The sequence below is a fragment of the Mesorhizobium sp. B2-5-13 genome (genome assembly GCF_006440535.1).
In the GTDB taxonomy this organism is placed as follows: domain Bacteria; phylum Pseudomonadota; class Alphaproteobacteria; order Rhizobiales; family Rhizobiaceae; genus Mesorhizobium; species Mesorhizobium salmacidum.
Window position 1 is genome coordinate 206,606 of the sequence record NZ_VFUI01000002.1, and the last position, 25,200, is coordinate 231,805.

The following is a 25,200-nucleotide window of genomic DNA, read 5'->3' on the forward strand; positions in this document are numbered from 1 at the left end:
GTCAATTTAGCGGAATGTCGTTTTCGGCCTTGTTCGCCTGATAGGCGCCGGACAGCTCGTCATAGCGTCCGGAAATCCTGCCGATCCGCTCCTCCAGCCGCTGGCGCTCGACCTCGGGCAGCGCTCTCACCAGCCTGCGAATCGAAAAACTTTTCCAATAGGCGTTCTCGGCGTTGTAGCCGCCAGGGTCGAGGGTGAAGACCTCTTTCAGGATTTTGAGATCATGCGGGATGGCGAAACTGTCGCGCGAATCCTCGTGGCTGAACAAATAGTAGAAATTGTCGAAGCCGGTCCAGGTGATCGCCGACAGGCAGAGCGAACAGGGTTCATGCGTGGCAATGAAGATGGCATCTTTCGTGTCGACACGTTCGGCCTTGGGCATTTCGTAAAAGCGCTTCAGGCAATGCACCTCGCCATGCCAGAGCGGGTTTTCCATCTCGTTGTTGGTTTCGGCCAGCACCAGCGACCGGTCGCCCTTGCGCAGGATCGCCGCGCCGAACAGCTTGTTGCCGTGCGCGACGCCTTCTGCCGTCTTCGGCACGATTTCGTGCTCGATCACGTCGAGCAGGCGGTCGATCAGCGAAATGTCGGTCATCACAAGCTCTCGTCGGGGATATGGATCTCGTAGGCGTGCGAGAAATGGAATTCCTCGAGATTGGCGCCGTCGCCGCCACGGTCGACGATCAAAAAATCCTGAGGCTCTCCGATGGGCGTCAGCACGCCGTGCCACAGATTGCGGGAATAGTTGATGCCTTGCCCCGGTGCGGTGATGAAGGCATGTGGTTCGCCCGGCCCCTCCTTGCCGTCATGGCAGACGACGACCAGGAACGGACGCGGCGACAGCGGGATGAACGCCTGACTGCCCAAGGGATGACGCTCGACCATGGTCAGCTTCAGCGGCATCTCGTAGGGCGTGCCGCGTACCATGGAAATCAGCACGCGGGCGTTATGTCCTGCAGCTTCAGCGGTGGCGAGGGCGTGGTAGCGCTCGGCCTTGCCGCCATTGATCGGATAGTGATTGTCGCCGCCCATGTCGATGACGTCGCCGAATTCGGCAAAGGCCTCACGGGTAAGCGGCCGCGCGACGATGCGGGTCATGACGTCCGCTTCGCGATGCCAGCCCCGCCGAGCTTGGCATGCCGGTTGACATCCTTGTAGAGCAGATAGCGGAATTTGCCGGGGCCGCCGGCATAGCAGGCCTGCGGGCAGAAGGCGCGGAGCCACATATAGTCGCCGGCCTCGACTTCGACCCAGTCCTGGTTGAGCCGGTAGACAGCCTTGCCTTCGAGCACATAGAGCCCGTGTTCCATGACATGTGTCTCGGCGAAAGGAATGACCGCGCCTGGCTCGAGCGTGACGATGGTCATATGCATGTCGTGGCGCAGATCGGCGGGATCGACGAACCGCGTCGTTGCCCAGCGGCCTTCGGTGCCCGGCATCAGCGTCGGCGCGATCTCCTGTTCGTTGGCGAAGAAGGCCCTGGGAATCTCGAGGCCGTCGACTGCCTCATATGCCTTGCGTATCCAGTGGAAGCGGACAGCCGCCTTGCTTTCGTTGCGGACTGTCCAGCCGCTGGCAGGCGGCAGGAAAGCAAAGCCGCCGGGGCTCAAGCTATGCTTCTTGCCGTCGAGCAGAACCGTCAGTTCGCCCTCGACCACGAACAGGGCGCCCTCGGCGCCGGCATCGGGCTCGGGCCGGTCGCTGCCGCCGCCGGGCGCGACCTCGACGATGTATTGCGAAAACGTCTCGGCGAAGCCGGACAGCGGCCGCGACAGGATCCAGACACGCGTCTTGTCCCAGAACGGCAAGGCGCTGGTGACGATGTCCTGCATCACGCCCTTGGGAATGACGGCATAGGCCTCGGTGAAGACGGCGCGTCCGGTCAGAAGTTCGTTCTGGCCGGGATGGCCGCCCTGTGGGGCATAATAGGTGCGCTCGGGCATCCTGATCGTATCCATGGTTCAAACCTATTGTGGAAGCATGTCCTTGAGGCGGAGCAGCGCGATGCGCTCGACCTGCTTGCAGGCGGTTTCGAATTCGACGCCGCGGCCGTTGCCGATGCGGGCTTCGAATTCGGCGAGGATTTCCTCCTTTGTCTTGCCTTTCACCGCGATGATGAAGGGGAAGCCGAAGGTGGTGACGTAGGCGGCGTTGAGCTTGGAGAACAATTCACGCTCCTTGTCGGTCAGCGCGTCGAGACCGGCGGAAGCCTGTTCCCTGGTCGATTCCGCCGTCAGCCGCCTGGCTTTGGCCAGCTTGCCGGCGAGGTCGGGATGGGCGTTGAGCACGCCGAGCCGCTCGGTTTCGCTGGCGGAACGGAAGATACGGCAGAGCGCATTGTGCACGCCGCCGGCCGTGTCGTGCGCCGGGCCGAGCTCCAGCTCGTAGGCACGTTCGGCAATCCAGGGCGAATGCTCGAACACGCCGCCGAAGGTGTGAACGAACGTCTCGAATTCCATTTTCGACGGGCGCAGAGCGGCCGGCTTATAGGGATGGTTCTCTTGCCAGTGCTTGGCGATGTCGATGCGCCGTGCCAGCCAGACCTTGTCGTGCGATTTGACATAATCGACGAAGCGTTTCAGCGCCGCCACCCGGCCTGGCCGCCCGACGAGGCGGCAGTGCAGACCGATGTTCATCATGCGCGGCCTGCCTGCCTTGCCCTCGGCATAGAGCGTATCGAAACTATCCCTGAGGTAGGCAAAGAACTGGTCGCCCGAGTTGAAACCCTGCGGCGTGGCAAAGCGCATGTCGTTGGCGTCGAGCGTGTAGGGGATGATGAGCTGCGTGCCGTCCGCATGCTCGAACCAGTAAGGCAGTTCGTCGTCATAGGTGTCCGAGACGTAATCGAAGCCGCCTTCTTCGGCCACCAGCCGCACCGTGTTGACCGATGTGCGGCCCGTGTACCAGCCGGTCGGGCGCTGGCCGGTCACCTCGTAATGCAGCTTGATCGCCGCTTCGAGGTCGCGGCGCTCGTCCTCGGCGTCGTGATCGCGGTAATCGATCCACTTCAGCCCGTGCGAGGCGATTTCCCAGCCGGCTTCCTGCATGGCCGTGACCTGGTCGGGTGAGCGCGCGAGCGCCGTGGCGACGCCATAGCAGGTCACAGGCACTTGCTCTTCGCTGAACAGGCGCAGCAGCCGCCAGAAGCCGGCCCGCGCTCCATATTCGTAGATTGATTCCATGTTCCAGTGGCGCTGGCCCACCCACGGCGCCGCACCGACGATTTCCGACAGGAAGGCTTCCGAAGCCTTGTCGCCGTGGAGCACGCAGTTCTCGCCGCCCTCTTCGTAGTTGACGACGAACTGCACGGCGACATGCGCGCCGCCAGGCCATTTCGGATCCGGCGGATTGGCTCCGTAGCCACGCATGTCCCTGGTGTAACGCATCGTCCCTCCGCGCCCGGCATCACCCTAAGTATAATCAGGATATCGAAAGGGTGCTTCTCGCATTCCCCTCAAAATTTTTGAAAGTGTTTTTGTCGCACTCCGCTCGACCGGGACTTATGCATCGCCTTTAATTGGCGCACAATTCATCGTTAGTGCTCGATTGTACCGACCAATTTATTCGTATTGGAAAATGGGAGGCGGCCAATGGCAGAAACGTCGAAAGCCGATGGCGGGCGTCTGACGACCCATGTCCTGGATACCGCGACCGGCAGGCCGGCGGCGGGATTGTCGATCGCGCTCTACCGTCTCGACGGTGCCGATCGCACGCTTCTGAAGGAGGTCGCCACCAACGCCGACGGCCGCTGCGACGCGCCGCTGCTGGCGGGTGCCGACTTCCGCACCGGCGAATACGAACTGGTGTTCGCGGCTGGCGACTATCTGCGCGGCCAGGGCACGAAGCTGCCCGCGCCTGCCTTCCTGGACAGCGTGCCGATCCGCTTCGGCATGGCGGAGGCGGTGCATTATCATGTACCATTGCTGATCTCGCCGTACGGCTATTCCACCTACAGGGGGAGCTGAGGCATGGCCAAGGTCAACATCCGCAACGAAATCCGCTTCATTCTGAATGGCAGGGATATCGCGCTGTCATCCGTGGCGCCCGATGCGACCTTGCTCGACTGGCTGCGGCTCGACCGTTCGCTGCGCGGCACCAAGGAAGGCTGTGCCGAGGGCGATTGCGGCGCCTGCACCGTGCTCATCGGCAAGCTTTCGGCCGCCGGACTGGTCTATGAAAGCGTCAATGCCTGCATCCGCTTCCTCGGCTCGCTCGACGGCACCCATGTCGTGACGGTCGAGCATCTGCGTGGCGAAGCTGGCCAGTTGCATCCTGTGCAGCAGGCGATGGTCGATTTCCACGGCTCGCAATGCGGCTTCTGCACGCCGGGTTTCATCATGTCGCTCTATGGCCTGTGGATGAAATCACCGGACCCTTCGAACGCGGCCATCGAAAAAGCCTTGCAAGGCAATCTCTGCCGTTGCACCGGTTACGAGGCGATCATGCGCGCCGCGCACGCCATCTCGAGCTATGGCAAGGCGGCGAAGGATCCGCTGGCGGCGGAGCGCCGGGACATCACGACACGGCTGCAGGCGTTGCGCGACGGCGCCAGGATCGAGATGGGCTCCGGCAGGACGCGGCTGGTCGTGCCGACCGATGCCGACGATTTCGCGACCGTCTTCGAAAAAGAACCCACCGCCACCGTCGTCGCCGGTTCGACCGACGTTGGCCTGTGGGTGACCAAGCATATGCGCGAAATCTCGCCGGCGATCTTCATCGGCAATCTGCCGGGGCTTTGCACCATCACGGAAGACAATAGTGTCATATCGATCGGCGCCGGCGTCACCTATACCGAAGCTTTTTCGACACTGTCGAAACGCATCCCGGCGTTGGGGCCGTTGTTCGACCGCATCGGCGGCGAACAGGTTCGCAACATGGGCACGATCGGCGGCAACGTCGCCAACGGCTCGCCGATCGGCGACACGCCGCCGCCGTTGATCGCACTCGGCGCACGGCTGACTTTGCGCAAGGGCAAGACGCGGCGCACGATCCCATTGCAGGATTTCTTTATCGCCTATGGCAAGCAGGACCGCCAGCCAGGCGAGTTCGTCGAGGCCGTGCATGTGCCGGTGCCGGCAAAGGACGTGAAATTCGCCGTCTACAAGGTCACCAAGCGCCGCGACGAGGACATCACCGCGACCCTTGGGGCCTTCTGCCTGGCTCTGGCTAAGGACGGCACGGTGGCCGATATCTGCATCGCCTATGGCGGCATGGCGGCAACGCCGAAGCGGGCTACGGCCGTTGAACAGGCTTTGATCGGCAAGGCCTGGAGCGAAGCGACGGTGGAGGCTGCGATGGCCGAATACGCCAAGGACTTCACGCCGCTCACCGACATGCGCGCGAGCGCCGAATATCGAGCGCTGGCAGCGAAAAACCTTTTGTTGCGCTTTTATGTGGAAACCACGGGCACCAAGGTGCCGGTGCAGGTATCGCGCAGCGAGGCGGCCTGATGAACAAGCACGCCACATCAAACCTCAAAGCCGAGAAGATCGTCGGCGGCATCGCTACCGACCAGCGGCATGATTCCGCCCACAAGCATGTCAGCGGCGGCGCCGTCTATATCGACGACATGCCGGAACCGGCCGGCACGCTGCATGCCGGCCTTGGCCTGTCCAAGGTGGCGCATGGCGTTCTGAAAAGCGTCGACCTCTCGGAGGTGCGCGCGGCCCCTGGTGTCGTCGACGTGCTCACCTATGCCGACGTACCGGGCGAAAATGATGTCTCGCCCAGCAACATGCATGACGATCCGGTGCTCGCCGAAGGCAAGGTGCAGTTCTTCGGCCAGCCGATCTTCGCGGTGATTGCCGAGACGCGCGAGGCAGCCCGGCGCGCCGCGCGCCTGGCCAGGATCGAGTATGACGAGCTTCCCGCCGTGATCGACATCTGGGACCTTGATCCGACGAAGGACAAACAGGTGACCACGCCGCTGGTCCTGAAGCGCGGCGATGCGGCCGCGGCAATCAAGGCAGCGCCCCGCCGCATCAAGAGCCGCATGTGGCTTGGCGGCCAGGACCATTTCTACCTCGAAGGCCAGGTGTCGCTCGCCATCCCCGGCGAGGACGACGAGGTGACCGTCTACTGTTCGACCCAGGGGCCGAGCGAGACGCAGCATTTGGTCGCCCACACGCTCGGCGTGCCGAGTAACGCGGTGACGGTGGAGGTGCGCCGCATGGGCGGCGGCTTCGGCGGCAAAGAAACGCAGGCCAATCAGTGCGCCGCGATCGCCGCCATTGCCGCCAAGAGGCTGAAGCGCGCGGTCAAGATCCGGCTCGACCGCGACGAGGACATGACCGCCACCGGTAAGCGGCATGATTTCGCCATCGACTACGAGGTCGGCTTCGACGACGAGGGCAACATCCTTGGCGTCGACTTCACCTACGCTTTGCGCTGCGGCTTTTCAGCCGACCTGTCCGGCCCGGTCGGCGATCGTGCGCTGTTCCACTGCGACAACGCCTATTTCTATCCAGCGGTGCTGGCCAAATCGGCGCCGCTCTTTACCAACACCGTCTCCAACACCGCCTTTCGTGGCTTCGGCGGCCCGCAAGGCATGATCGGCGCCGAGCGCGTCATCGACGAGGTCGCCTTTTCGGTCGGCAAGGATTCGCTCGAGATCCGCAAGCTGAATTTCTACGATCCGATGGAAGCGATCGGCGGCCGCAACGTCACGCCCTATCACCAGAAGGTCGAGGACTGCATCATCCAGCGCATCGTGGCGGAACTGGAAGAGAGCGCCAGTTATGCACGCCGCCGTCGCGAGATTTCCGCGTTCAACGCCAACAGCCGCTTCATCAAGCGCGGCTTGGCACTGACGCCGGTCAAGTTTGGCATTTCCTTCACCAAGACCGAGTCCAACCAGGCCGGCGCGCTGGTGCATGTCTATGCCGACGGCTCGGTGCACATGAACCATGGCGGAACCGAAATGGGGCAGGGCCTGCACCTCAAGGTGGCGCAGGTCGTGGCCGAGGAATTCCAGATCGACCTCGACCGCGTGAAGATCACCGCCACCACCACCGCCAAGGTGCCCAACACCGCGCCGACGGCGGCGTCCTCGGGCGCCGACCTCAATGGCATGGCGGCACAGAACGCGGCGCGCCAGATCCGCCAGCGGCTGACCGACTTTGCGGCCGAGAGATACCAGATCCCTGTCGACCAGGTGGTGTTCCTGCCAAACCGGGTGCGCGTCGGCAACCAGGAGGTCAGCTTCAACGATCTGGTCAAGCAGGCCTATATTGCGCGTGTGCAGCTCTCGGCAGCCGGCTTCTACAAGACGCCGAAAATCCACTGGGACCGCGGCAAGGGCCAGGGCCACGCCTTTTATTACTACGCCTATGGCGCGGCCTGCGCCGAAGTGTCGGTCGACACGCTAACCGGCGAATATGTCGTCGAGCGCGCCGATATCCTGCACGATTGCGGCCGTTCGTTGAACCGGGCCATCGACCTCGGCCAGGTCGAGGGCGGCTTCATCCAGGGCATGGGGTGGCTGACCACGGAGGAATTGTGGTGGGACGACAAGGGCCGGCTGCGCACGCATGCGCCGTCGACCTACAAGATCCCGCTGGCGTCGGACCGACCGAAGATCTTCAACGTGGCGCTGACTGACTGGTCGCAGGCCTATGAACCGACCATCCATCGCTCCAAGGCGGTCGGCGAACCGCCGCTGCCGCATGGCATGGCGGTGCTGCACGCCCTGTCGGACGCAGTGGCCAGCGTCGCCGACCACAAGATCTGCCCGCGCCTCGACGCCCCGGCAACGCCGGAACGCGTGCTGATGGCAATCGAGCGGCTGAAGAAAGCGATCAAGGCTGGCGCCTGAATCGGGCAGAACGTGCAATTCGGACCGAAAAAGCCTATATTTCCCATTCGGGAACCGTGAAACCATGACCTCGAAAGTACAAAACCTGAAGGCCTTTCTCGGCGGCGCCGGCCGTCTTGCCCTGGTCGAAGTGGCCGGCACCAAGGGCTCGACACCGCGTGAGAAGGGCGCCTTAATGCTCGTCTCGCGAACGGCGATCTTTGGCACGATCGGCGGCGGTCAACTCGAATACATGGCCATCGACAAGGCGCGGCAGATGGTGGCGCCATCGGGTGGATCCAACCGCCTGCAGTCGACGTCCCGCGTCGCGGTCGACGAAGTCCGCACCACGCTTGACGTCCCGCTCGGCCCCGAAATCGGCCAGTGCTGTGGCGGGCGGGTCGAGGTGCTGATCCGGTTGGTGGATACCGCATTGGCCGCCGAACTGGTCGCGGCGGCGGAAGCCGAGGAAGCTCATATGCCGCATGTCTATATTTTCGGCGGCGGTCATGTCGGCCAGGCGCTGGCGTCGACCATTGCGCTCCTTCCCGTGCGCGGCGTCGTCATCGAAACACGCGCCGAGGCGCTGGAAGGAATGCCGGAAACCGTGGAGACACGGCTGACCCCCATGCCGGAGGCCGAGGTGCGCAACGCCCCGGCCGGCACCGCCTTCGCCATCCTCACTCATGACCATGCGCTCGATTTCCTGATCGTCGCCGAAGCGCTGAAACGCGACGACGCGGCCTATGTCGGCATGATCGGCTCGAAGACCAAGAAAGCCACGTTCAGGAGCTGGTTCCTGAAGTCGGCGGACGGTACGGGGGCTGAATTCGCCCGCCTCGTCTCGCCGATCGGCGGCGATGCGGTCAAGGACAAGCGCCCGCCCGTCATCGCCGCGCTGGCCGCCGCCGAGATCATGACCGCGCTGGTCAGCTACGTGACCGCGGATCATCGGGCTCTGCAGGGCAGGGTGATGGCCCGGCTAGACCAGGCTAGGCTGGCTTTCACGCAAGGCAACCGGATCGGATAAGCCACGAGGCGATCACTTGCAGGCCAGTTCGCTCTTCCGCCTACTTGCCGGCCAGAATGTCCTTGATCAGCCGCTGGCAGCGCTCCGCCATGAAATCGAGCAGCAGCCGCACCTTGGGATCCTGCAGCTTCTTGTGCGGATAAACGGCCGCGAACTGCACCGGCGTTGGTGGCGTATTGCTCAGGATCACCTTCAGCCGGCGGTCGCGGATGAAAGGCTCGACCTCGAAGCGCGGCTTGTTGATGATGCCGCGCCCTGACAGCGCCCAACCGGTCAGCACGTCGCCATCATCGGTGTCGTAGGGGCCGTGTACCTCGAACTTTTGTGGCCCGGTTGGGGTCTGCAAGGTCCAGACATATTCGCGCGCGCCGGAATAGCGCAGCATCAGGCAGTCATGTTTCCTGCCGATCAGCTCCTGCGGCTCCATCGGCTCGCCGCGCGCCTCCAGATATTTTGGTGCGGCGACCAGCACGCGTTCGCATTCCATGATGCCACGCATCCGAAGACTGGAATCCTCGATGATGCCGAGCCGGAAGGCGACGTCGATGCCTTCCTTCATGATGTCGACATTGTGGTCCGAGAGCCTGAGCCGCACCTCGATGTCAGGATATTTGTCATGGAAATCGGGAATGCCCGACGCCACCAGCCGTCGCCCGAGACCGAGCGGCGCGGTGACGCGGATGGTGCCGCGCGGCTGGCCGGACAGCGCCGAGACGGCAGCCTCCGCCTCGGTGATCGCTTCCAGCACCTGCTTGGCGCCGGAATAGAAAACGGTGCCGTGTTCTGTTGGCATCAACTGTCGGGTGGTGCGGTTGAACAGCCGCACGCCGAGATGCTTCTCCAGTTCCTTGATGCGATTGGAGGCGACAGCCGGCGAAATACGCATGTCGCGGCCGGCCGCCGACAGATTGCCGAGCTCGACGACGCGGACGAAGACGGCGATGTTGTCGAGATAGGCCATGCGGAGCACCTTCGCCGGTTTGTGGCCATCAACCTAGTATTTTCCAATTTTTTTTGAAAGTCATCGTACACCTCGCCTCTTTTCGTTTGCGCACCACACCGTAAAGTCACCGGATCGGCAGGGACGACTTCAATGACGGATTTCGCGATTTTCTGGGACTGGCTGAGCTTCGCCGTGCGCTGGCTGCACGTCGTTACCGGCATCGCCTGGATCGGCTCGTCCTTCTACTTCGTCGCACTCGATCTTGGCCTGCGCCAGCGCCCGGACATGCCGGTCGGCGCCTTCGGCGAGGAATGGCAGGTGCATGGCGGCGGCTTCTACCACATCCAGAAATATCTGGTGGCGCCGTCCGAGATGCCGGAACACCTGACTTGGTTCAAATGGGAATCCTACGCCACCTGGCTGTCCGGTTTCGCGATGCTGTGCGTGGTTTACTACGCCGGCGCTGACCTGTTCCTGATTGATCCCAACGTGCTGCCGATGTCGGTACCGGTCGGCATCCTGCTGTCGATGGCGACGATCGGCGTCGGCTGGGTGGTCTATGATCTCTTGTGCCGCTCGCCGCTCGGAAAAAGCGATACCGGCCTGATGCTGGTGCTCTATGGCGTGCTGGTGTTCATCGCCTGGGGGCTGACGCATCTGTTCACCGGCCGCGCCGCCTTCCTGCATCTGGGTGCCATCACCGCGACGATCATGTCGGCCAATGTCTTCATGGTCATCATTCCCAACCAGAAGATCGTCGTCGCCGACCTCATCGCCGGCCGCAAGCCGGACCCGAAATACGGCAAGATCGCCAAGCAGCGTTCGCTCCACAACAACTATCTGACGTTGCCGGTGCTGTTCCTGATGCTGTCGAACCATTATCCGCTGGCGTTCGGCACCGAGTTCAACTGGGTCATCGCCTCGCTGGTGTTCATCATCGGCGTCCTGATCCGGCATTATTTCAACACCGTGCACAAGCGTGCCGGCAATCCGCACTGGACGTGGCTGGGTGCCCTTGTCCTGTTCCTCATCATCATCTGGCTGTCGACCGTGCCGAAGGTGCTGACTGGCGAGCCCAAGGCCTCCGCCGCGGCTGAGGTCTATATGGCATCGGCGCATTTCCCGGCGGTGCGTGACACCGTGCTCGGCCGCTGCTCGATGTGTCATGCGCAGGAGCCGGTCTATGAAGGCATCTATCACGCACCCAAGGGGGTGATGCTGGATACGGACGCCGGCATCGCCGAGCATGCCCGCGAGATCTATCTGCAGGCCGGCCGCAGCCACGCCATGCCGCCAGCCAATGTCAGCCAGATCACCGACAAGGAACGGGGGTTGCTGGTGGCGTGGTTCGAAGGCGCGGGGAAATAAGCATGACCTTGACACTTCTGCGTGGCCGCACGCTGTCCTTCGTGCGCTGGCCGCAAACCATCGACGACCACTCCGCCTGGCGCTACGAGGAGGATGGCGGGCTGCTGATAAGCGACGGCAGGATCGTTGCAGCAGGCGCCTATGCCGATGTCGAGAAACAGGCCGGTGAGACGGCGAAAAAAATCGACCACCGGCCGCATCTGCTGCTGCCGGGCTTCATCGATGCCCATGTGCATTTCCCGCAGATGCAGGTCATCGCGTCCTATGGCGCCGAACTGCTCGATTGGCTGAACACCTACACCTTTCCCGAGGAGACAAAATTCGCCAACGCCCAGCATGGCCGCCGCATCGCGCGCCTGTTCCTTGACGAGACGGTGCGCCATGGCACCACCACGGTTGCCGCCTACTGCTCGGTGCACAAGGCGTCGGCGGAAGCCTTCTTCGCCGAGTCGCATGCGCGCGATATGCTCAACATCGCCGGCAAGGTGATGATGGACCGCAACGCGCCCGAAGGCGTGCTCGATACGCCGCAATCAGGCTATGACGACACCAAGGCGCTGATCGCCGAATGGCACGGCAAGGGCCGCCAGCTTTATGCCATCACGCCACGTTTCGCCATCACCTCGTCACCGGAGCAGATGGAGATGGCCGGCGCGTTGTGCCGCGAACATCCCGACCTGCACATGCAGACGCATCTGTCGGAAAACCACGCCGAGATCGCCTTCACCGGGGAACTCTACCCTTGGTCGCGCGACTACACCGATGTTTACGAGCATTATGGGCTGCTGGGCAAAAAGAGCCTGTTCGGCCACTGCATTCATTTGTCGGAGCGCGAGGCGGACGCGCTGTCGGACAGCGGTTCGGTGGCTGTGTTCTGCCCGACCTCGAACCTGTTCCTCGGTTCCGGCCTGTTCGACTATCAGCGCTTTCGTCGCCGCGACAAGCCGTTGCGCATAGGGGCCGCCACCGATGTCGGCGGCGGCACAAGCTATTCGATGCTGCGCACCATGGACGAGGGCTACAAGGTCATCGCGCTCAATGGCGAGAAGCTGAACCCGTTCCAGTCCTTCTGGCAGATCACGCGCGGCAATGCAGAGGCGCTGTCGGTGGCGGACAAGATCGGCACGCTGGAGGAAGGCACCGATGCAGACATCGTCGTGCTCGATGCCAGGGCGACGCCCGCCATGCGGCTCAGGATGGAAACGGTCGAGACGCTGGCGCAGGAACTGTTTCTGCTGCAGACGCTTGGCGACGACCGCGCCGTGCGCGAGGTCTATGTGGCGGGGCGCGCGGCCAAGAGCGACATGATCGCGGGGTGAACCCCGTCTTGCCAACCGAATTGCGAAGGGCAATTCGGGGCAATCCGGCCTCTCCCCAAGGAGAGAGGAGGCCGCCGGCGCTGGCGCCAGGCTCTTCTCCCAACCGGGAGAACGCGGCCGCGCAGCGGCCGGATGAGGCCGCGCCGCGATGCAAGCTTGACCCGGCCGATGTTGTCGTACAAACGACACGTCACGATTTTCGGAGAAAAGAGACATGGCCGTTGCTGACGACATCGCTCTAATCAAGAGACAGGAAGAGACACTTGTCTTCGCAGCCTTCGACGAGGCCGTCGCCTTCGAGATAGGCGCAGCCATCCGTGGTCGTGCAATGGCCGAGAACCTGCCGATCATCGTCGACATCAGGCTATGGGACCGGCCGCTTTTCTATGCCGCCATGCCGGGTTCGAACGCTTCCAACCCCGACTGGGCGCGGCGCAAGACCAATGTCGTGAAGCGCTATCTCAGAAGCACTTACCGTCTGGTGCTTGAACAGCAACGTCCTGACCGCACCTTCAAGATCGGCGAGGGGCTGGATATTGCTGACTACGTGCTGGCCGGCGGCGGCTTCCCGGTCACGGTCAAGGGCGCCGGTGTCATCGGTGTGATCGCGGTGTCTGGCCTGCCGGAGCGCCAGGATCATGGCGTGGTGGTCGATGCGCTGTGCGATCACCTGGGCATGGACAGGCGCGAGCTGGCGCTGTCCCCGGACCCCGAATGACCGTGCCCGATCCCAAGGTTTTTCTTACCTCGATCTTCAATGCCGCCGTCGCCGCCGCCGATCCGGAGCGTACCATCCGCGACCATTTGCCGGCCAAGCCAAGGGGCCGCACCATCGTCATCGGCGCCGGCAAGGGCTCGGCGCAGATGGCTGCGGCCTTCGAAAAGGTCTGGGATGGCCCGATCGAAGGGCTGGTCGTCACCCGCTACGGCTATGGTGCCAAATGCGAGCGCATCGAGATCATCGAGGCGGCGCATCCGGTGCCGGACGTCGCCGGGCTCGAGGCCTCGCGGCGGCTGCTGGACAAGGTGCAAGGGCTGACAGCGGACGATCTGGTCGTGGCGCTGATCTCCGGCGGCGGTTCGGCGCTGCTGCCGTCTCCAGCCGCCGGCCTGACGCTGGCCGACGAGATCGCCGTCAACGAGGCGCTGCTCGCCTCCGGCGCGCCGATCGCGGCGATGAACACCATCCGCAAGCATCTCTCCACCATCAAGGGCGGCCGGCTGGCTGCCGCCGCATGGCCGGCCAAGGTGGTGTCGCTGGTGGTCTCCGACATCCCCGGCGACAATCCGGCCCTTGTCGCGTCCGGCCCAACCGTTCCCGATACCGGCAGCCGTGAAGATGCCCTGGCTTCGATATCAGCCTATGGCATGAAACTGCCGGACGCGGTCATGGCGCACATCCGGTCGCCTGCGGCCGACGCGCCAGATCCCGACGACAAGCGCTTTGCGCGTAACGAAGTGCATCTGATCGCCTCCGCCGGTGTGTCGCTGGAAGCGGCAGCAGTGGAAGCGAGGCGGCAAGGCATAGAAGCCGTCATCCTCTCCGATGCCGTTGAAGGCGAAGCGCGCGAGGTCGGCGGCGTCCACGCCGCGATTGCCCGCGAAGTGGCGACGCGCAACCGGCCCTTCCAAAAGCCGGTTCTGATCCTTTCTGGCGGTGAGACCACCGTGACCTTGCGGGCCAAAGGCAAGGGTGGCCGCAACTCGGAATTCCTGCTCGCCTTCGCCATCGGCATCAATGGCATGGAGGGTATTCATGCCTTGGGGGCCGACACCGACGGCATCGACGGTTCGGAAAACAATGCCGGCGCCTTCGCCGACGGCTCGACCGTTTCGCGCATGCGCGCGGCGGGCGTGGATGCCAAGGCGATGCTCGCCGGCAACAACGCCTGGACGGCCTTCAATGCCGTCGGCGATCTCTTCGTGCCCGGCCCGACCGGCACGAACGTGAATGATCTCAGGGCAATTCTCGTCCGCTAATGCATGTCGCCCAAGTGACCTCGGTTTTGGGGGAAGGACATTCATCAAAACAAAGACCTAAAGCGCGTCGCATAAGTCCGTTTCGACGCGACGCGCTTTAGACCGTAATCACGCGGCCATAAGCCGCTTCACCTGCTTCATATCCTGCAAGAACCGCTCGCGTTCGGCCTCTTTGTCGGCGTGATCACGAATGCGCAGGATGAAGGAGGGATGGATGGTGATGAAGACCCGCAAGCCATCCTCGCGTTCGATCACCTGGCCGCGCATCTTGGTCACCGGTATCGCCTTGCCAAGCAGGGACAGCGCCGCCGTAGCGCCGAGCGCCACGGCGACGTTCGGCTTGATCAGGTCAAACTCCTGGTCGAGCCACCAGCGGCAGGCTTGAACCTCGCCGACATTCGGCTTGGAATGGATGCGCCGCTTGCCGCGCGGCTCGAATTTGAAGTGCTTGACCGCGTTGGTGACGTAGACCTTCAGGCGATCGACCCCGGCATCGTCCAATATGGCATCGAACACCTTGCCCGCCGGGCCGACGAATGGCTGGCCGGCGATGTCTTCCTGGTCGCCCGGCTGTTCGCCGACAAAAATCACCTTGGCATTGTCAGGCCCTTCACCGAATACCGTCTGCGTCGCATCGCGCCAAAGCGGACAGCGGCGGCATCCCTTGGCCACCTCTCGCAATTCGGAAACCGTGTCCGCGGCATCGTCATCAGGGGTTTCGGCTGGCTGCTGCTTCGGCCAGTGCCTCGCCTGCACCTTGGCGTGGTGCGGCGCCGGCGTTGTCGGCATCTTCGCAATCATATCTCTGGCGGCCTTGTCCGCTCTCGCGATCAAGTCAGGAATGAGCGAGCCCTCGGGAAGGTTCCGCCAATATTTCTATGGGTAGGCCGATACGCCACCTCATTTTGATGACAACGGCGAAAAAGTGATCGTCGCCGGGTCACGCAGCCATCAGACTTCGTGCAGGTAAAGATGATAGTCCAGTTCGCTGACCGTGCGCGCCACGCGCAGGTATTCGGACTGCTTGATCGCCACGAAGGTGCGGTGCAGGTCCTCGCCGAGCGCGCCTTTCAGAAAGCTGGACGCCTTGGCTGCTTCGATGGCGGCGCGCCAATCGGCCGGCATCGTCGTACGGGTGACGGACGCCTCATAGCCATTGCCGGTCGTTTCGGGGCCTGGATCGAGCCCTTCATCGAGGCCTTTGACGATGCCGGCGAGTACCGTGGCCGCAATCAGATAGGGGTTCGCGTCGACGCCGGACGGACGATGTTCGATGCGCCGGTTTTTCGCATCGCCCGCCGGCACGCGCAGCGCCACCGAGCGGTTGTTGACGCCCCAGGTCGGCGCGACCGGTGCATAGGATTGCGAGACGAAGCGGCGCCAGGAATTGGCGTGCGGCGCAAACACCAGCATCGATTCCGCCATGGTCTGGATCAGCCCGCCGAGGCCACGCAGCAGCGGCAACGACCAGTTCTCGCCGGCTGCTTCCGAAAAGACGTTTCGGCCGTCCTTGTCCTGCAGCGAGACATGGAAATGCATGCCGGAGCCGGCATATTTCTCGATCGGCTTGGCCATGAAGCAGGCGGTGACGCCGTGGCGGCGCGCCTGCGCCCGCACCAGCCGCTTCAGCATGACCAGATCGTCCGCCGCCCGGATCACGTCCTTGCGGTAGTTCAGCGTCAATTCGTACTGGCCAGGCGCATATTCCGAGATCACCGTCTCGGCCGGAATGCCTTGCGCCTTGGCGGCGGCGTAGATGTCGGAGAACAGCGGCTCCATGCCGTGCAGATGGTCGACGGAATAGACTTCCGTCTTGCCCGAGACGCGGCCATCAAGCACCGCGCGCGCCGGCTGCACCTTGCCCTCGACATCGCGCTCATTGGCCAGCAGAAAAAACTCCAGCTCGAAGGCGCCAGCCGGATGGAGGCCCTTGGCCGCCAGTATGTCGACCTGCCGGGCAAGCGCCAGCCGCGGGTCCGACGACATTGGCTGGCCGTCGAGATGGTGCATCGCCATCAGCACCTGGCCGCGGGGCGGGTTCGTGCCGTAAAGCGGCACCAGCGTGCCGGGAATCGGCCAGGCCCTCAGATCGCCATCGCCGCTGTCCCAGATCAGCCCGGTTTCGTGCACATCCTCGCCGGTGATGTCGAGGCCGAGGATCGAGATCGGCATATGCCGGCCGCCTTCGAAAATGCTTTTCAGCTCATGCCGGCGCACGATCTTGCCGCGCCCGACGCCGTTGGCGTCGGTCAGCACGATATCGAAGGCCTCGACCTCGGGATGGGCGTCGAGGAAGGCTTGCGCCTCGGTGGGCGTCGAGCCCGAAGGTGAAGTCATGATGGAACTCGGGTTTGGCTTGGTGGCTTGTCTCATGCCGCAAGCTTTGCCGCAACCGAGCCAAAAGCGGTGATCAGCCGGTTGACCTGGGCGCCTGACGTTGCCGGTGAGATCAGCATCATGTTGTGGAAGGGTGCGATCAGCACGCCGCGATTGACCAGCGCGACATGGATGGCGGCCTCCAGTTCCGGTGCATGTGCACCCTCGGCCTCGGCGCCATTGCACAGCGGGCCGGGCGCGCAGATGAACTCGACGCGGGCCCCGACACGGGAGACATGCCAGGTAAGGCGATAGCGATCGATCACGCCGGTCAGCCCGGCATCGAGCCGCCGCGCCAGATGATCCATGCGGTCGTAATTCTCCTGCGTCATCACCTCCTCGAGCGTGGCGCGCATCGCCGCGAACTGCAGCGGGTTGGCCGACAGCGTCGTGCCCATGCCGGAATAGCCAGGCTCTTTCGTCCTGTTGTAGTCGGCATAGCGCGACGCGACCTCCTCGCTCATCCCCCAGACGCTCGCCGGCACGCCGCCGGCAATCGGCTTGCCCAGCACGAACAAGTCCGGCTCCAGCCCATATTTCCTGGTGTAGCCGCCCGGGCCGGTCGAGATCGTGTGCGTCTCGTCGATCAAAAGCAGCGTGCCCGCTTCGCGCGTCAACTTTCGCAGCGCATCATGGTAGCCGGGATCGGCAAGCACCATGCAGGAATTGGTCAGCACCGGCTCGGCGATGACGCAAGCGACATCCCTGTCCTTCAGCGCCGCTTCGAGAGCGGCGACATCGTTGAATTCGATGACCTTGGCCGTTCGGGTCAGGTCGCGGAATTCGCCCGCCAGTCCGGGCCGGTTGATTGGTTTGCCGTCGATCAGCCGCACCATCGTCTCGTCCACCGAGCCGTGATAGCAGCCGTTGAAGACCAGGATTTTTTCTCTCCCAGTGATGGCGCGGGCGACGCGTAGCGCGAACCGGTTGGCGTCGGTCGCCGTGGTCGCGATCTGCCAGAAAGGCAGGCCGAAGCGCTGCTGCAGCAGCGGCCCGATGGCGAGCGCGTCTTCCGAAGGCAGCATGTAAGTCAAGCCGCGCCCAGCCTGGCGGCGAATGGCGCGTGCCACCGGCGGAGGCGAATGGCCGAACATCGAACCGGTGTCGCCGAGGCAGAAATCGTCGAGCTTGTTGCCGTCCATATCGGTGATCGTGGCGCCGCGGGCACTGTCGACCAGGATCGGAAACGGCGTCGGCCAGTCGTTCATCCAGTGCATCGGCACGCCGCCGAAGAAGCCGGGAACACCGTTGCCGACCTTGGCCTGCGATTTTGGCCGCGCCTTGCGGAATACGGCACCTTCCGTCTCGCGCAATTGCCCGATGCGGTCGCGGCTGATACCGCCGATGGTTTTTGAACTGTCGCTGCGCATGAAAACCCCTCTGGCACGTTCCTCTTAGCCAATCCACCTCCGCAACGGCAATTGGCCGCGCGGCCGTTCTGCATTGGCTCAGCTCTAGCTGGCGGCGCTTGACGCTCTGCGCGAAGTCGGCGCCAATGGGAACGGCAATTGGGGCAAGGGAAATGCGGACGATCATCTGCGTGACGGCACTGTTCCTGTCGGCCGGTACGGCTTTTGCGACCGGCGGCATCTGGTGCTCCGTCGATGATTCACAGGTGAAATTCCAGGTCGATGCTGGCGTCACCACTGGCATGGGCGGCCCGACCTTCAATTTTCGCGGCGACCTGGAGATCAAGGCAGGGCCGGCCGGCGATCATCTGCGCAAGGCCACTTTCGGGAACTCCAACCTCACCCAATACTGGCTCGACAACAAGGAGCTGCGGCTGAACATCTACCACGAGCAGGAGGTGGCCAAGACCTACAGTTCGGTCGAACTCACGATCCTGACCAGGGCCAGCGACGAGGGCGTCTATGATGGAGACTACAAACTCGCCCTCTATGACAGCACGGCCGACAAGGACAGCGATGGCAAGCCGGTCGATCTGACCGGCAAGGTTTCCTGCGGCGCCGAGTAATCCGCTGTTTCGAAATTACGCAGTGATGTCGATGACGCCGCAGTCGCCGGCGGCACTGCCGAAGGCGACGCGGCGTTCTTCCTTGTCCCACATCATCGCGGTGATGGCGCCTTTGCCCGGGCGCCGCAAAAGCACTTCCTTGGCGTCGGAAAAGCGCACGGCCATGACCATGCCGTCGTCATAGCCGACGGCGACGACATCCTGGCTCGGGTGGCAAGCGACCGCCGTCACCATGGCGTTGCCGCGCGTGCCGAGTTCCAGCGGCGCCTTGCCCATCGGCCCGTCCTTAGCCGAAAACGGCCAGACGATCGCCGCCGGCGCGCCGGAACTGGCCAGCCACTTGCCTTTCACGCTCCACGACAGGCTTTTAACCTTGCCGGGATAGCCGCTCATGCGCATGTGCTTGCCATCGGCGAGTTTCCAGCCATGCAGGGCGTTTTCCTGCATGGTGGTGACCAGAAAGGCGCCGTCCGGCGAGAAGGTGATGCCGGTGTGGGCGCCCGCCCATTCGAGTTCCACCGGCTTGCCTTCGGCGGCCGGGAAATGCAGCGTCGCGCCGTTGTAGCGGGCAACGCCGAAGCGCATGCCCTTGGGCGAGAACGCCAGCCCCTCGACTGAGCGCGGATGGGCAAATTCCCGGGTCTTGCCATCGGCGAAGCGCACGAAGGCGGTCTTGCCCGTGGCATAGGCGATGGCCCCTTGCGGCCCGGCGGCAACGCTGGTGATCCATTTCTTGCCGGCGCTCGCCACCTCCTGGGTCTCACCGCCGGCTTTGACGGCAAACACCTTGCCGTCCTCGCCGCCGGTGATCAGCCGGTCGTTGGCCGCGTCATGGAAAGCCGCGAGCAGCCCATCATTGACCTGCACAGTCTTGTGGCCATTGTCGAGCCGATGGATAGCGCCATCGGCCAGCGCGAAATGCGGCACATCGCCAAGGAAGACGGCGGTAACGCAATGGCCTTCGAGATCAAGCGGGGCGACTGTGGGCATGATTGTCTTTGTTCAACTGAATGAGATTACAGAGGCGGCTTACTCGACGTTTGCGGTTCCGGCAACCGGCAGATCAGATGGCGAGAGGCTGTCATCAAAGCAGCCCCTTCGCCCGCAGATCGGTCGCGAACGTCGCCAATGGCATCACCAAGGTCAGATCCGATCCATCGAGACGCTCGGCCCCGTAGCTGGCATACCACCTTGCGGCCCGCTCGCTCTTGGCATCGACGATGAGCAGGATGCCGCCGCCTTCGCCAGCAAGTCGCAAGCAGCGCAACGCGGCGGCGGCAAGCAGTTGACCTCCGAGTCCTTGCCTGGCGACGCTGCGGTCGGTCGCCAGCCGGGCAAGCTTGAAGCCGGAAACCTCGTGCCGCGCCAAGCCTCTCGTCATCGTCTCCGGCACGGTTTCATGAGCAATGGCTGACGGCGCGATCGTATAGAAGCCAAAGATCCGCTCCAAAGCCGTGTCGTCGATCGCACAGAAAGTCTTGGCGGCATTTTGTTCGTGGCTTTGCCGCGCGAACCGCCGCAGAAAATCGTTCATCTGCGCATCGCCGCAATCGAACGAGGCCCGATCATGGCGTTTCGCAATCGGCTCCTCGTGCCAGGCGGGAAGCGTCACAGAGTATCCGGCAAGGCTGCGATCGCTGCTCGGAGCTTGGCATTGGGTTTCGGCGGGTTCTCCAGCAGATCGAGTATACGTGTGAAATCGCGGTCGGACACTTTCGCAACCTCGGCTGCTTCGATTACGGCCTGTGCTTCCGGAACCACCTTGTTGAGAATGAAGTCGGTAACGTCCTGATGAGATAGCGCGGCAGCGCGCGCGATCATCGCCTTCTGCGCAGGCGCGATGCGGATTTGATAGCGCTCCGTTTTGTTGTCGGCCGACCTGGGCATCGGAAATCTCCTCGGGTCCATGTACACATGATATGTGTACATGGATCCATAGTCAATCTCGAGAGCCCTTCAATACAGCCCTACGAGGCTTGGCAGGCCTCGAAACTCTTCCTCAGCCGCTCGGCGTCGAGTTCGCGGCCGATGAACACCAGCCGGCTTTCGTGCTTCTCGCCGTCCTTCCAGGCGCGCTGGTGGTCGCCTTCGATGATCATGTGCACGCCCTGGATGACATAGCGCTCATCATCGCCCTTGAGCGCGATAATGCCTTTCAGTCGCAGGATGTTGGGACCTTCCATCTGGGTGATCTTCTCGATCCAAGGGAAGAATTTCTTCGGGTCCATCTCGCCGCCGCGCAGCGACACCGACTGCACCGTCACGTCATGGATGTCGGAAGGATGCGCGTGATGGTCATGCCCATCATGATCATGATGGTGGTGATCGTGGCCATCATGGTCGTGATGATCATGATCATGGTCATGGTGATCATGATCGTCATGCGACTCGAGGAAATGCGGATCGTTTTCCAATGCCCGGGACAGGTCGAAGGCGCCGCGGTCGAGCACTTCCGACAGCTCGACACCGGCGCGGGTCGTACGATGGATCCTGGCCGCCGGATTGATGGCGCGGATCGTCGCCTCGACCTTGGCGAGTTCTTCCGGGGTCACAAGGTCGGTCTTGTTGAGCACCACGACGTCGGCGAAGGCGATCTGGTCCTCGGCTTCCTTGGAATCCTTGAGCCGCAGCGGCAAATGCTTGGCGTCGACCAGCGCCACCACGGCATCGAGCTTGGTCTTGGAGCGCACGTCGTCATCCATGAAGAAGGTCTGCGCCACCGGTACCGGATCGGCGAGCCCGGTGGTCTCGACGACGATGGCGTCGAAGCGGCCGGGCCGGCGCATCAGGCCCTCGACGACGCGGATCAGGTCGCCGCGCACCGTGCAGCAGACGCAGCCATTGTTCATCTCGTAGATTTCCTCGTCGGATTCCACGATCAGCTCGTTGTCGATGCCGATCTCGCCAAATTCGTTGACGATCACGGCGTAACGCTTGCCGTGGGTCTCCGACAGGATGCGGTTGAGCAGCGTCGTCTTGCCGGCGCCGAGATAGCCGGTAAGAACGGTTACGGGAATCTGCGTCTGTGCGTCGCTCATGGCTTGCCTCGAAATGACTGGGCCCTGAAATCCAGGCCGCGAAAGGGATTGTCGGCTCCATATAGGATGTGCGCCGGGCTTTTGCACGGGGCAAACCATGGGCCAAATTTAACGGCTGGGATTCGTTCTGACATCGTGGCCGCGAAAAGCGGTCGCCGCCGCGCGATGGAATGATCAGGGGGGCGCCTTGCCCGGGCTGCCGGGTATCGGACCGCATTCACGCAGCGGTTGGTCCGAATGTCCTGCACGCGAAACTCGTTTGTCATCTAACTGAAATAAACATCTGGCATCACCACGGCGGACACCGCAAATGCTTGCCGGCAAAGCTGTTTCGGATGCCGGAATTTTTTCGATCGTCGATTGCCAACCGGCCGGCTGCGTCTATGCTGTGCGCACCGGTACGGCCGAAGAGGGATGACCATGGCCAAGGCGGACAAGACTGCAACGATGAGCCGGCTGCATTCGGCGGCAAGGCTGGCAAGGACCGCGCTGGCGGCACGGCTTCTGGCGCACGGGTTCTACGCCGGCCAGGACCAGATCATGCTGTCGCTGGACCGCGAGGACGGCCAGACACCGGGCAACCTTGCCGGGCGTCTCGGCGTGCGTCCGCCGACCATCACCAAGACCATCAACCGGCTGCAGGCACAGGGTTTTCTGGAAAAACGCGCGTCGAACTCCGATGCCCGCCAGGCCCATATCTTCCTCACCGATATCGGCCGTGAAACCATCCGTGCTATCGAGAAGTCGGTGAAGAAGACCGAAAAGCAGGCGCTGAAGGGCCTCGACAAGAAAGACCAGAAGGCGCTGTTCAAGCTGCTCGCCCGTATCGAGGCCAACCTCTCCAACGAGGAATTGGTGCTGATCGACGACGACGCCGAGGCGGACGAATGATCTCTTCGGCTATCAAGCCGCCGCGGTAGCTCCGTGGATCAAGGACGACCAGCGTCCCGGTGTCATGCCGAACGCTTTCTTGAATTGCCTGTTGAAATGGCTCTGGTCGCTGAAGCCGGCCTCGACCGCGATCTGTGCCAAGGGCTCGCCGGCGGCGATCATCCTGCGCGCGCTCTGAAGCCGGCGCATCACCAGGAAACGATGCGGACTGGTCGAGAAGGCCGCGCGGAAATGTCTCGACAGGGCATAGCGGTTGAGACCCGTGATGGCTTCCAACTCGTCCGAACGCACGGGCCGGTCGAGGTTTTCCGAGAGATATTCACGCGCCAGTGTCACCGCTCGCCACGCCGTCCCGGCTAGTGCCTTTGCCGGCTGACCGGCATGCCAGGTGAGGCTTTGCATCAGTTGAGCCAGGAAGTCGTCGACGAATAGCTCGTCGAGTTCCTGCTCCAATGGCCCAAGCGCCGAAAGCAGCGTCGCGCGGAAGGCATCGTCGCTCACCACGCCGTCGCTGACGAACGGCAGCGCTGTGCCGCCGAGACAGTCGAGCATCAGTGACGGCTCGAGATAGAGCATTCTGTAGCGCAGGCCTTCCTCGGTGCCCGCGCCGCCATCGTGCAATTCGTCCGGATGCAGCACGATGATCTGGCCTGGCAGGCTGTGCCGCGCGGCACCTCGATAGCGAAAGGTCTGCACGCCGCGCAGCGTCACCCCGATCGCATAGGTGTCGTGGCGATGCGGATCGAAGGCGCTGCCGTGAAACCGCGCCTCGATGCGCTCCATCCCCGCAGGGTCGGTAGCGGAGATGATGCAGCTTTCAGCGGCATCGGCGCACAAACGTCCAAGACCCTCGAAGGCCTGACGGTCTAGTTCGAACGACATCGTCTCCTTCAGCCTCGCAATACGGGGCCCTAATCTCGAATGGCGCATTTTCTTATGTTCGATACGAAATTTGCAATCGTACTGCGGGAAGACTTGCCCGTTTGGCAGAAACTCAACGTCACCGCCTTCCTGACCAGCGGCGTCGTCGCGCAATTCCCCGACATCATCGGCGAGCCCTATCGCGACCGCGCCGACAATCTTTACAATCCCCTGTCGATCCAGCCGGTCATCGTGCTCTCGGCCGACCATGCGGCGCTTGGTGCGATCCACCGGCGTGCGCTGGAACGCGGCGTCACCACCTCGCTCTATGTCGAGGAGATGTTTTCGACCGGCTTCGACGCCGCCAATCGCGCCGTCTTTGCCGAATTCGCGCCCGAAGACGCCAAGGTGGTCGGCATCGCGCTGCGCGCCGACAAGAAGGTCGTCGACAAGATCACCAAGGGTGCCCGCATGCATGTGTAGCGCCCGGAGACTAAGCCTGGCGGCGACTGTTGTTGTACCAGCGAGCTTAGGCGCGCCTGCGGGCGACAATTGGCTTGCCGGCAAGCGACAATTCCCGCAAAAGGTGGGCTCCAGCCCAGCTTTTCCCCCGGCCTGCACGTGAATCCTTCCCAAAGAAATGCAGAAAGCGCGACGCCGCCGGCGGCGATCCTGTGCATGCTGACGACCTATGTCTTTTTCACCTTCCTCGACACCAGCAGCAAATATCTCGTCCTTGCAGGCGTCTCCGTCCTGATCGTCGCCTGGGTGCGCTTTGCCGTGCATGTCGTGCTGGTCGGGGCGCTGCTGCGCGGCTGGCGCGAGCCGGTGCGGTTTCGCCCGGTCAACTTGCCCGCGCATGTGATACGCGGCGCCTTCCTGTTCGGCTCGACCATGTTCAACGTCCTGGCGCTGCGCTCCCTGCAACTGGCCGAGACGACATCGATCTATTTCTTCGGGCCGATGGTGATCACCGCGCTTGCCGGCCCGCTGCTGGGCGAATGGGCCGGCTGGCGGCGTTGGCTGGCGATCCTGGCCGCTTTCGCCGGGGTCTTGATCATCACGAGGCCGGGTGTCGGTGTTTTCGGCGTCGGACATCTCTTCGCGCTCGGCTCGATGCTGTCGAACTGCTTCTATGTCATCATGACGCGCCGCATGTCGGCGACCGAGACGTCGGAAAGCCTGATCCTGTTCTCGGCGCTGGCGCCGGCGGTGCTGCTTTTACCCATGCTGCCGTTCTCCTTCTCCTTGCCGCACGATGGGTGGCACTGGTTCGTCCTGCTCATGCTTGGTGTGTTCGGCGGCGTCGGCCATTGGCTGCTGGTGCAGGCCTATCGGCTGGCGACGACCACGGCGCTGGCGCCCTATCCCTATTCGCAGATGGTGTGGATGATCATTTCCGGCTGGCTTGTCTTCAAGCAGTTCCCCGACCGCTGGACGCTGGTCGGCGCCGCCATCATCGTCGCCAGCGGCCTCTACATCGTCCATCGCGAACACCGGCTTCGGCTCCGCAGCCGCGCGGCCTCGGATGTCGAGGCCGAAGCGCTGGCAAAAAAACTTTGATTTGGCCCCGATCGATGGCATAAGGCCGCCCTTAAACAGTTTAAAAAACGACGGGAGCGAAAGC

General features: G+C 63.1%; 25 protein-coding genes. 12 read left to right on the top strand and 13 right to left on the bottom strand.

Annotated elements, in window-relative coordinates; translation table 11 throughout:
• Window position 1: 1 nt before the first annotated feature.
• The 4 genes from FJ434_RS04290 to puuE are packed head-to-tail and all read right to left on the bottom strand — an operon-like array spanning window position 2 to window position 3,386.
• Window positions 2-595, bottom strand: coding sequence for a nucleoside deaminase (locus tag FJ434_RS04290; RefSeq protein WP_140748931.1), 594 nt, complete (start codon window positions 593-595; stop codon window positions 2-4).
• Window positions 595-1,098, bottom strand: a complete 504-nt coding sequence (locus tag FJ434_RS04295) for an ureidoglycolate lyase (RefSeq protein ID WP_140748934.1) — start codon at window positions 1,096-1,098, stop codon at window positions 595-597. Before FJ434_RS04295 ends, FJ434_RS04290 begins: the two co-directional genes overlap by 1 nt.
• Window positions 1,095-1,958 (bottom strand): bifunctional allantoicase/(S)-ureidoglycine aminohydrolase, encoded by an 864-nt coding sequence (locus FJ434_RS04300; RefSeq protein WP_140748937.1) that lies wholly within the window; start codon window positions 1,956-1,958, stop codon window positions 1,095-1,097. The genes FJ434_RS04295 and FJ434_RS04300 overlap by 4 nt, the downstream gene beginning before the upstream one ends.
• Window positions 1,959-1,967: 9 nt before the next feature.
• Window positions 1,968-3,386, bottom strand: coding sequence for an allantoinase PuuE (puuE, locus tag FJ434_RS04305; RefSeq protein WP_140506773.1), 1,419 nt, complete (start codon window positions 3,384-3,386; stop codon window positions 1,968-1,970).
• Between the two features lie 204 nt (window positions 3,387-3,590).
• On the opposite strand from puuE, the gene uraH reads away from it, so the two are divergent.
• The 4 genes from uraH to xdhC all read left to right on the top strand — a co-directional run bounded on the left by uraH (window position 3,591) and on the right by xdhC (window position 8,822).
• Window positions 3,591-3,965, top strand: a complete 375-nt coding sequence (gene uraH, locus FJ434_RS04310) for a hydroxyisourate hydrolase (protein WP_140748940.1) — start codon at window positions 3,591-3,593, stop codon at window positions 3,963-3,965.
• Window positions 3,966-3,968: 3 nt separating this feature from the next.
• Complete coding sequence (gene xdhA / locus FJ434_RS04315; RefSeq protein ID WP_140748943.1) at window positions 3,969-5,450, top strand: xanthine dehydrogenase small subunit; 1,482 nt, start codon at window positions 3,969-3,971, stop codon at window positions 5,448-5,450.
• Entirely contained in the window at window positions 5,450-7,813 is a 2,364-nt protein-coding gene (gene xdhB, locus FJ434_RS04320; protein ID WP_140748946.1) for a xanthine dehydrogenase molybdopterin binding subunit, read from the top strand. Before xdhA ends, xdhB begins: the two co-directional genes overlap by 1 nt.
• A gap of 64 nt (window positions 7,814-7,877) precedes the next feature.
• Entirely contained in the window at window positions 7,878-8,822 is a 945-nt protein-coding gene (gene xdhC, locus FJ434_RS04325) for a xanthine dehydrogenase accessory protein XdhC (protein WP_140748949.1), read from the top strand.
• Window positions 8,823-8,862: 40 nt separating this feature from the next.
• Here the strand turns inward: xdhC and FJ434_RS04330 are convergent, their stop codons facing one another.
• Window positions 8,863-9,783: a LysR family transcriptional regulator gene (locus tag FJ434_RS04330; protein ID WP_140506764.1), complete on the bottom strand. Its 921-nt coding sequence runs from the start codon at window positions 9,781-9,783 to the stop codon at window positions 8,863-8,865.
• 132 nt (window positions 9,784-9,915) lie between these two features.
• On the opposite strand from FJ434_RS04330, the gene FJ434_RS04335 reads away from it, so the two are divergent.
• The 4 genes from FJ434_RS04335 (at window position 9,916) to FJ434_RS04350 (ending at window position 14,432) form a co-directional block, all read left to right on the top strand.
• On the top strand, window positions 9,916-11,133 hold the full coding sequence (locus tag FJ434_RS04335; protein WP_140748952.1) for a urate hydroxylase PuuD: 1,218 nt from the start codon (window positions 9,916-9,918) through the stop codon (window positions 11,131-11,133).
• A 2-nt stretch (window positions 11,134-11,135) separates the two neighbouring features.
• Window positions 11,136-12,452, top strand: a complete 1,317-nt coding sequence (gene guaD / locus FJ434_RS04340) for a guanine deaminase (protein WP_140748955.1) — start codon at window positions 11,136-11,138, stop codon at window positions 12,450-12,452.
• A 214-nt stretch (window positions 12,453-12,666) separates the two neighbouring features.
• Complete coding sequence (locus FJ434_RS04345; protein ID WP_140748958.1) at window positions 12,667-13,170, top strand: heme-degrading domain-containing protein; 504 nt, start codon at window positions 12,667-12,669, stop codon at window positions 13,168-13,170.
• The gene (locus FJ434_RS04350) at window positions 13,167-14,432 is read left to right on the top strand and encodes a glycerate kinase (protein WP_140748961.1); all 1,266 of its coding nucleotides are present in this window, start codon (window positions 13,167-13,169) and stop codon (window positions 14,430-14,432) included. Before FJ434_RS04345 ends, FJ434_RS04350 begins: the two co-directional genes overlap by 4 nt.
• A gap of 108 nt (window positions 14,433-14,540) precedes the next feature.
• Here FJ434_RS04350 and FJ434_RS04355 read toward each other — a convergent pair whose 3' ends face one another.
• The 3 genes from FJ434_RS04355 to FJ434_RS04365 form a co-directional block, all read right to left on the bottom strand.
• Complete coding sequence (locus tag FJ434_RS04355) at window positions 14,541-15,266, bottom strand: UdgX family uracil-DNA binding protein (protein ID WP_281406150.1); 726 nt, start codon at window positions 15,264-15,266, stop codon at window positions 14,541-14,543.
• Between the two features lie 117 nt (window positions 15,267-15,383).
• Entirely contained in the window at window positions 15,384-16,769 is a 1,386-nt protein-coding gene (locus tag FJ434_RS04360) for a glutamine synthetase family protein (protein WP_181165948.1), read from the bottom strand.
• Window positions 16,770-16,801: 32 nt separating this feature from the next.
• The gene (locus FJ434_RS04365; protein ID WP_140748964.1) at window positions 16,802-18,178 is read right to left on the bottom strand and encodes an aspartate aminotransferase family protein; all 1,377 of its coding nucleotides are present in this window, start codon (window positions 18,176-18,178) and stop codon (window positions 16,802-16,804) included.
• Between the two features lie 152 nt (window positions 18,179-18,330).
• Between FJ434_RS04365 and FJ434_RS04370 the strand changes: the two genes are divergently transcribed.
• Window positions 18,331-18,783, top strand: coding sequence for a hypothetical protein (locus tag FJ434_RS04370; RefSeq protein WP_140748967.1), 453 nt, complete (start codon window positions 18,331-18,333; stop codon window positions 18,781-18,783).
• Between the two features lie 15 nt (window positions 18,784-18,798).
• Here FJ434_RS04370 and FJ434_RS04375 read toward each other — a convergent pair whose 3' ends face one another.
• The 4 genes from FJ434_RS04375 to FJ434_RS04390 form a co-directional block, all read right to left on the bottom strand.
• The gene (locus FJ434_RS04375; protein ID WP_140748970.1) at window positions 18,799-19,773 is read right to left on the bottom strand and encodes a WD40 repeat domain-containing protein; all 975 of its coding nucleotides are present in this window, start codon (window positions 19,771-19,773) and stop codon (window positions 18,799-18,801) included.
• A 94-nt stretch (window positions 19,774-19,867) separates the two neighbouring features.
• Window positions 19,868-20,395 carry a GNAT family N-acetyltransferase gene (locus FJ434_RS04380; protein ID WP_140748973.1) on the bottom strand — a complete coding sequence of 176 codons (528 nt, stop codon included), beginning with the start codon at window positions 20,393-20,395 and terminating at the stop codon, window positions 19,868-19,870.
• Window positions 20,392-20,670, bottom strand: a complete 279-nt coding sequence (locus tag FJ434_RS04385; protein WP_027142795.1) for a DUF1778 domain-containing protein — start codon at window positions 20,668-20,670, stop codon at window positions 20,392-20,394. The genes FJ434_RS04380 and FJ434_RS04385 overlap by 4 nt, the downstream gene beginning before the upstream one ends.
• An 80-nt stretch (window positions 20,671-20,750) precedes the next feature.
• Entirely contained in the window at window positions 20,751-21,821 is a 1,071-nt protein-coding gene (locus FJ434_RS04390; protein ID WP_140716370.1) for a GTP-binding protein, read from the bottom strand.
• 420 nt (window positions 21,822-22,241) lie between these two features.
• On the opposite strand from FJ434_RS04390, the gene FJ434_RS04395 reads away from it, so the two are divergent.
• On the top strand, window positions 22,242-22,712 hold the full coding sequence (locus tag FJ434_RS04395; RefSeq protein WP_140506741.1) for a MarR family transcriptional regulator: 471 nt from the start codon (window positions 22,242-22,244) through the stop codon (window positions 22,710-22,712).
• A gap of 12 nt (window positions 22,713-22,724) precedes the next feature.
• Here the strand turns inward: FJ434_RS04395 and FJ434_RS04400 are convergent, their stop codons facing one another.
• Complete coding sequence (locus FJ434_RS04400) at window positions 22,725-23,594, bottom strand: AraC family transcriptional regulator (protein ID WP_140748976.1); 870 nt, start codon at window positions 23,592-23,594, stop codon at window positions 22,725-22,727.
• A gap of 54 nt (window positions 23,595-23,648) precedes the next feature.
• Here FJ434_RS04400 and FJ434_RS04405 point away from each other — a divergent pair, with 54 nt between their 5' ends.
• Together FJ434_RS04405 and FJ434_RS04410 are read left to right on the top strand one after the other, a co-directional pair.
• Complete coding sequence (locus FJ434_RS04405) at window positions 23,649-24,056, top strand: DUF2000 family protein (RefSeq protein ID WP_140748979.1); 408 nt, start codon at window positions 23,649-23,651, stop codon at window positions 24,054-24,056.
• A 195-nt stretch (window positions 24,057-24,251) separates the two neighbouring features.
• Window positions 24,252-25,136 (top strand): DMT family transporter, encoded by an 885-nt coding sequence (locus FJ434_RS04410; RefSeq protein ID WP_181165949.1) that lies wholly within the window; start codon window positions 24,252-24,254, stop codon window positions 25,134-25,136.
• Window positions 25,137-25,200 lie beyond the last annotated feature (64 nt).